General features: G+C 55.2%; 5 protein-coding genes. All 5 read right to left on the bottom strand.

Annotated features, from left to right (window positions below; translation table 11 throughout):
• The coding region (locus FOV68_RS17200) for an Ig-like domain-containing protein (RefSeq protein ID WP_222104196.1) at positions 1–950 on the bottom strand (950 nt) is incomplete at its 3' end.
• Between the two features lie 1,342 nt (positions 951–2,292).
• Entirely contained in the window at positions 2,293–3,684 is a 1,392-nt protein-coding gene (gene uhpT / locus FOV68_RS17195; protein ID WP_031593256.1) for a hexose-6-phosphate:phosphate antiporter, read from the bottom strand.
• A gap of 152 nt (positions 3,685–3,836) precedes the next feature.
• Positions 3,837–5,165 carry an MFS transporter gene (locus FOV68_RS17190; protein ID WP_143991260.1) on the bottom strand — a complete coding sequence of 443 codons (1,329 nt, stop codon included), beginning with the start codon at positions 5,163–5,165 and terminating at the stop codon, positions 3,837–3,839.
• Between the two features lie 9 nt (positions 5,166–5,174).
• A complete protein-coding gene (gene uhpB / locus FOV68_RS17185) occupies positions 5,175–6,674 on the bottom strand; it encodes a signal transduction histidine-protein kinase/phosphatase UhpB (RefSeq protein WP_143991259.1) in 1,500 nt (499 codons plus the stop codon).
• Positions 6,671–7,264: a transcriptional regulator UhpA gene (gene uhpA / locus FOV68_RS17180; RefSeq protein WP_033787435.1), complete on the bottom strand. Its 594-nt coding sequence runs from the start codon at positions 7,262–7,264 to the stop codon at positions 6,671–6,673. Before uhpA ends, uhpB begins: the two co-directional genes overlap by 4 nt.
• Positions 7,265–7,429 lie beyond the last annotated feature (165 nt).

The following is a 7,429-nucleotide window of genomic DNA, read 5'->3' as shown; positions in this document are numbered from 1 at the left end:
ACGATCGGGTTACCGGCGTCGTCGGTCAGGCCGGGCGCGGTGGCGCTGGTGTCGCCTTCCGCTGGATTACCTGTGTTGTCGCCCGCGCCCGGCACAGAGGCACTGCCATTGTCTTCTGCCGGGCTGCCTGCATCATCACTCGCGCCCGGCGTCGTGTCACCGGTGTCGATGATAACGTCGACGGTGCTGCTGGCAGGGTTGCCGCTGGCATCGGTGCCGTCAACCACGAGCGCATGCTCGCCGTCGGCCAGCGGGGCGTCGGGGGTAAAGGTCCAGCTGCCGTCCTCGCCCACGGTGGCGGTGCCGAGCTCGGTGTCGCCGTCGGTGATCACCACGGTGGAGCCGGGCTGCATGCCGTTACCACTGATCGTGGGGGTACTGTCGCTGGTAGGACGACCAGCCACGGGGTTGCCGGCGTCATCGACAAGAGATGGCGTTGTGCCAGCAACAACGCTGGCAGTGCTATTGTCCTCATTGGCTGCTGCCGTATTGTTATTTCTTGAGGAGGAGCCACCTGAGTTTGATGCTGCAGCCACACCAATTATCGCGGCCAGACCACCTAAAACACCACCCGCCAGATAGACATTGTCAGTGATGAGCGGATCCGCAGTCGTTGAAGCGAGTTCATATACGCCATTAGCCGCATCATAGTTATACGCATAGGCCACACCATCCGGGCCAGAGGCAGTCATAATCGGGAGTTCATCTGCGCTGACGTTTTGCAGGACGATGTCATACTGCTCACCCGTTACATCATCCACCAGCTTAAATTTCATCTGGCCGTTAGCTTTTGACGCAACGATTTTCTGCGGAGGCTGCCCATCAACGCTGTGAACTTCATAGGACGCAGCCTGTGGCGTGGACTTCAATGCCAGCGACTGCCCAGGTTTTAAAGCATGCTTAGCAATGATATTGCCATTACTGTCTTTAATAATTAATTGAATTTTCATTTTTCACCCATAGATGCCGAAATGAACCGGGCGATTAATTAATCACCAGGCGTTGCTGTGCTGATTTAAGAGAAATTTTGTTAAAACAATTAATTAACCTCCATGTAGCCGTTAATAATGGCCACCTGCTGTGGCGTAATAAACATGGCTGAAAGTATTATTTCCTGTAATGAGCGGTGCCATTTGATACGCTGCATTAATAACGCGGAACGCCTTTTCCTGTACCTTACCATAAGGTGAATGATCGTTTTTCAGAGCAAGGGTTTAACCTGTTTTAAGATTTATTCGCTTATGCTGAATGTCTATTGCCCCGGTTATATGGCTCATGGATGAGTTCGGGTAACTGGGTGTTTTTCCGGGGCGGTAACGCTATTTGGTATAACTTAAACCACCTCTCTCTTATCAAAGGGACAGGAGGGGGTGATGATTTAATTATTCAGGTAACTGCAGTCGGCATTCTTACAAATAAACTCATAAAATGGAATTTACAGAGTCCTGGTAAGATATAGTATCGATAAGGGTCGTTATGCGGAATATTATTCTTTAAACGTTTTTCTGGTGTGGTTTTTTAGTGTTAAACTCTAAAAATAATCTCTATTGCAGTTTTTATCAGATTTTTATGTCAATTCAATGTAAGCGTAGGTAAGGCGCTGTTTTTTACGCGTAAAAAAGAGTTTCAAAATGGATTATATAAAAAATTCAATAAAAACAGTTCATTGTGTGATGCGATTTGGTTTATCAGGGGCATTATTTCAAAGGTGATCTGTTTTTTTTACACCTGATGTTAATAGGTTTTGCGTACAATAAAAACCTGCGTTGTCATATGGCAATAAATAATGGTGGGATATTTTTAACAATAAATGCACTCTTAATTATCTTTCTGTGAGACAGGCAATAAGATAATCATTTTATAATCTATGTTAAAATCTATAGCGTGTTGCAGTGTGTCTGGCAGGAGAGAGGTAAATATCTACAGTCTGTGAAGAGGGGCGTGTCTTTATGTTTGCTTCTTCGTTTTGGATTTTCTGATTTTATTCGCGGGTATAATTATTCCCCTTGTTCTGATAACGGTGATTTATTGTACCCTGACGGCTGGGCTGCCTGTTGGGTATCACGGCATACCTGACAGGCATCCTGAAACACGCAGGTGTTGTTAATACCTGCGGCAACGTTTGGTTTCAGCAGAAAGTGGACTCAGAAGGGTAATCGCAAGGCAGGGAGTTAATTCGTTGAAGCACATTTCACATTCTCTCGGGAATGAGTCTGTATAGTGCCTTCTGCAGCAATCTCTCTCTTCATTTTTGCAAAAAAAGCCCGGCTTACGCCGAGCCTGATTTTATCTTTACGCCATCTTCAAACGCTGCAATCGTTTCTCGCGGCGAATCTTACGCTCTTCCATCACGGCAACCAGCGCCATCAGGCAGATACAGGCGATAGCAGCGGCATCCAGTGCGGCAAAGGTGCCCGCCCAGCCGGTCAGGCCAAATATCGGTGTACCGTCGGCAATCATGCCAAGGCCCAGTTTAGCGAAGCTGTCACCAATCAGATAGGCGAAGGTGCCTTTGATGCCATCTGCTGCGCCGATTGCCTTTTTCGGTACAAAGCCGACCGCGGCGACGCCGATTAACAGTTGCGGGCCAAACACCAGGAAGCCCAGAGCGAACAGCGACGCCAGATAAACATACTGGTTGCTGGCATGCTGATAGATCCCGAGGGTGGCAATAATCAGCGCTAATGCAACGCAGGCCACCAGCGCACGACGGCCATTGGCCAGATCGGATAACCAGCCCCACATCAGCGTGCCCACCAGTGCGCCCACTTCAAACAGGGTAAAGCCCTGAATCGCCACCTCTTTAGAGAGCTTCAGCTCCTGGAAGGCGTAAACCGTTGACCACTGATCGATCCCGATGCGCACCACATAGAGGAAGATGTTGGCGAAGCAGAGCAGCCAGATCACCTTGTTCTTCAGTACGTACTCAACAAAGATCTGCCATTTGGTCATCGACTCATCTTCGGCTTCTTTGTCCTCATCGCTCAGCTCTTCGTCAAACAGCTCTTCGGCCTTGCCCAGGCCATAAGACTCCGGGGAGTCGCTGCCGTAGCGCAGGCCGATAAAACCAACAATCAGCGCGATAATAGAGGGGAAGATAAACATCCCAATTACGTGGCCGTCGAACAGTACATTGGCGCCAAACAGCGCAACGCCCGCCGCACCGGCACCGCCGAGGTTGTGAGAGATATTCCACATCCCCAGATAGGTGCCACGCTTGCGGCGGGGCGTCCACTTCGTGATGGTGGAGTAGCTACAGGAGCCGCCGGTACTCTGGAAGAATCCGCTTAAGGCATAAAAGGCGATCATCAGGAACAGGCTGACGGAACCGGTGCCCATGCTGGCGCTGAAACCCAGCATACAGATGGCCGAGAGGATCAGCATAAACGGCAGGAACTGCTTGGTGTTTTTGCCATCAGCATAATAGGAGACCAGGGTTTTACCGACGCCATAGGTGATGGAGAAGCCCAGACCGATCATCCCCAGCTGCGTCATGCTCAGTCCGTAGGTGGTGATCATATCGTTCTGTGCAATGTTGAAGTTTTTGCGGATCAGATACATGGTCAGGTAGCCGATAAAGACCACCAGATAGGACTGCATAAAAGGCTTGAACCACATTTTGCGCCGCAGTTCGATGGGCAGATCCAGCGTTGGTCTGCGCACCTGTTTGAGGAATGCCAGCATGGAAGGGGATTCTCCTGGTTGGAATAGCTGCAATGGGCAGCGAATGGCTGGCATTGTAAAAACCTGCCGCCAGACTGGCCTGAGACAGCATCCAGGCGAAACCAGGAAAATTTCTTAGTTTTGCCCCACTCGGGGCAAAAAGGAGAGGCGTATCACGCTTCAGGCAGGACGCGCGGCGCCTGAGCATTTAAAAACGGCAGCAGAAGCAGCGCGGAGATCCCTGCCGCTGTGGCAATCACCGCAAAGAAGCCGCTCCAGTGCCAGACGTCGATAACCCACGCCAGCGGCCAGCCGGAGAGTGACGCGCCCAGATAGGCGAAAAGACCGACGAAGCCGGTTGCCGCACCCGCCGCATCTTTATGGGAACACTCGGCTGCCGCCATACCAATCAGCATCTGCGGGCCAAAGACAAAGAAACCGGTAGTAAAAAAGCAGGCTGCCTGCATCACGTAACTGGTAAACGGCATCAGCCACAGTGAGCCGACGGAAAGCAAAATCCCGGCTGCAAAAATCAGGTTCATCGGACCACGGTTGCCGTTAAACAGCCTGTCCGAGCCCCAGCCCGCGACCAGTGCACCTATCACACCGCCCAGCTCAAACAGGGTGATTACCGAGTTTGCCGTCACCAGATCCACCCCCAGCGTGTCGGAGATGTAGAGATTTCCCCAGTCATTGAGCGCCGCGCGAACCACATAGACCAGCACGTAACAGAGTGACAGCAGCCAGATGTAGGGGTTGAATAGCACGTAGCGGGTCAGGATCGCTTTGCGACTCAGACCTGCGCCTTCCTGCTGCTGCGCCATCTCCATCTCATCCTGTCGCCAGTCGCCTACCGCGGGCAGGCCGACAGTCTGAGGCCGGTCGCGCAGACGCCAGCAGAGAAACAATCCGGCGAGTATCGCTAAAGTGCCCGCAATCATCATCCCGGTTCGCCAGCCATAATGCAGTGTCACCGCGCCGATAACGATCGGGATGACCGCACCGCCAACGTTGTGCGCGGTGTTCCATAATGCCCACCAGCCGCCGCGCTCGTTGCGCGAATACCAACTGGTCAGCAGGCGCGCGCAGACCGGCGCGCCCCAGCCCTGGAAAAAGGCATTGATAGTCCACAGCAGCGCAAAGGCCCACAGCGACGTCGAGAAGCCAAACAGGATATTGACCACGCCAGTGGCGATCAGCCCCAGCCCCATAAAGTAACGGGCGTTGGAGCGGTCACTGACGATGCCGGAGAAGAACTTAGACAGGCCGTAGGTGATGTAAAATAGCGTCGCCAGCAGGCCGATATCGGTGCGCATCATCACGCCGCTGGCGATCACTTCCGGCGCCGCCGCATTGAAGCTTTTGCGGGTAAAGTAGAACAGGGCATAGCCGATCCAGATGGTCGACATGATGTGCCGCCGCCAGTAGCGATAGCGGCTGTCAATCTCACTTTTGTTCTGCAGCGGGGCGGCGTTAGCGGGCGTTTTCAGAAAGTTAAACACGGTGGTTCCTCAGGCCGTACGCAGCGGCAGATGCACGTTGACGCGGGTTCCATGGGTGCAGGAGATAGTCAGCGATCCGCCCAGCGCACTCACGCGTTCGCGCATCCCGACCAGACCAAAGCTCTCCTGACCAGAACCTGGCGGCAGACCGCAGCCATCATCTTCAATCACCAGCAAAACGCGACCATTCTGTTGCCAGCCTTTGAGCGTCACGGCGCTGGCGCTGGCGTGTTTCACAATGTTGTTCAGCCCCTCCTGACAGACGCGAAACAGCGTGACGCGCTGCGCTTCGCTCAGCAGCGTCTCATCAATACGCCACCCAAGGTGACTGACGATGCCGCAATCCTCCAGCTCCATCTCACGCATCAGGGAGCGAACTGCCTGTTCAAGTGACAGGTCATCTAACTGGCGGGGTCGGAGACGCCCCAGCAGTCGCCGCACTGAGTCATAGACGCCAAGAGAGAGCTGTTCAATGTGGACGCCGCTCTGGATCACCCGGCCATTACCCGGCGCAAGGCGCTGCACAATGCCCGCCTGGGTACGAATTGCCGTAATCGTCTGACCGATATCATCGTGCAGTTCGCGCGCCACCTCCTGGCGCACGTTCTCTTCTGTCTCGACCAGCCGTTCCGCCAGGCGTCGGTTGCGCGCCAGCTCACTCTGCAGCGACTGATTCAGCTCGCGCAGCCGCTGGATACCGGCACCCAGCAGCAGTCCGGTAAGGCTTTGCGCCAGTAGCGAGAGCAGGAGATCGACCGGATGATCGTGCCAGGTCTGGCTGGCGATCAGCGCGATTGCGTTCATCAGCGTCGCGATCAGCGCACCCTGCCAGCCGTAGTGCCAGGCCAGCGCAATAATCGGCAGAGCCAGACAGAATGGCGTAAAGCGCGACAGTTCAGCGGGCAGGCCAAGCTGCAACCACAGACTGATGACAAACAGCAGCAGATACCAGATAAGATGCCGGGCGCGCCAGTTGACCGGGTGCGAGAGCAGCGACGGCCCCAGCGGCTGCCAGCGGGTGCTGGTGAGATAGTGCCAGATGACCAGGCAGGTCGGGGCCAGCGTCAGACCACCGGTAAGCGTCAGCAGCAGGGCGTTCAGCATCTCCTGCTGTCCCGCCCATGCCAGGGATTGCAGCAGCGCTGCGGCGATCAGAGCCGCGCCCTGGCTCAGCAGCGTGCGCCAGTCACGCTGATGGCGGTAATGGGAGATAAGCGCCACCGGCAGCAGCGTCAGTACACTGCCCGCCATTAACAGCGGCAGATGCGCCAGCGCGACCACCTTCGCCAGCCAGATCAGCATGATCCACTCAGCTGCCAGCAACACCGGCCAGTAAGCGCGTGGACATTGCAGCATCAGCCCCAGACGCAGGCCAAACGGGAATAGCAGCACCGCCAGCTCCGGGCGTTCCACCAGGTGCAGGCTGATACTCCACAGGCAGAACCAGGCCGCCGAGAAGATGAAAAAGCTGGCGACAATGGAGATCAGCCGCGAAACACAGGGGCTCATTGCCAGCCATCAAACATGCGGCGCGCCAGCTCCACATCATTGCTGACGCCGAGCTTCTCCATCAGATTCGCGCGATGGACATGTACGGTTTTCGGTGACAGCGCCAGCTCAACGGCAATTTCCTTTACCGCCATGCCCTGTGACAGTTTTTCCGCCACCTGACGTTCGCGTCGGGTCAGCGGGTCCTGCCGACCGGCGGCCAGCTTGATCGCAATCTCTGGCGTCAGATAACAGCCGCCTGTGGAGACCGTGCGCACCGCCGCGATCAGTTCATCGGGACGACAGCGTTTAGAGAGGAATCCGCGCGCACCGGCATTAAGCGCCTGCTCCACCAGGGCCGGACTGTCATGGACTGACAGCATGATGGTGGCCAGGCCCGCCGGCAGCTTGCTCAGCAGCTCCAGCCCGGAGAGATCCGGCATCGAAATATCGCAGATACAGACCTGAACGCCCCGGCCCGGTAAACCTGCCAGCGCCTCACGGCCAGAACCAAATTCCGCTACGACCTGGAAATCCGATTCCAGGCCCAGCAACTGGGCAAAGCCGGAGCGGACGATAAGGTGATCGTCAATAAGCGCGATGGTGATCATGTTCATTCCTGGCGGGTAAAATCGCGCTTACCTTAGCGATAAGCACGAAGCTGTTCAAGTCGTGAGCAGTCTATTCAGGTAACGGTGTGGGTAGGGTGATGCAGGTCAAACTGTCGTGGATCGTGAGAAAAGCATGCCGGGCTGAATAGCCGCCCGGCAGATCGT

The organism is Pantoea sp. paga (genome assembly GCF_007558755.1).
GTDB classification, from domain to species: domain Bacteria; phylum Pseudomonadota; class Gammaproteobacteria; order Enterobacterales; family Enterobacteriaceae; genus Pantoea; species Pantoea agglomerans.
The sequence above is the reverse complement of the archived record's forward strand: the minus strand, read 5'-3'. Positions and strand labels throughout refer to the sequence as shown.

Excerpts from the sequence above, each read along its gene's own strand:
- uhpT (WP_031593256.1), bottom strand. The coding sequence starts at position 3,684 with ATGCTGGCATTCCTCAAACAGGTGCGCAGACCAACGCTGGATCTGCCC.
- uhpB (WP_143991259.1), bottom strand. The coding sequence starts at position 6,674 with ATGAGCCCCTGTGTTTCGCGGCTGATCTCCATTGTCGCCAGCTTTTTC.
- uhpA (WP_033787435.1), bottom strand. The coding sequence starts at position 7,264 with ATGATCACCATCGCGCTTATTGACGATCACCTTATCGTCCGCTCCGGC.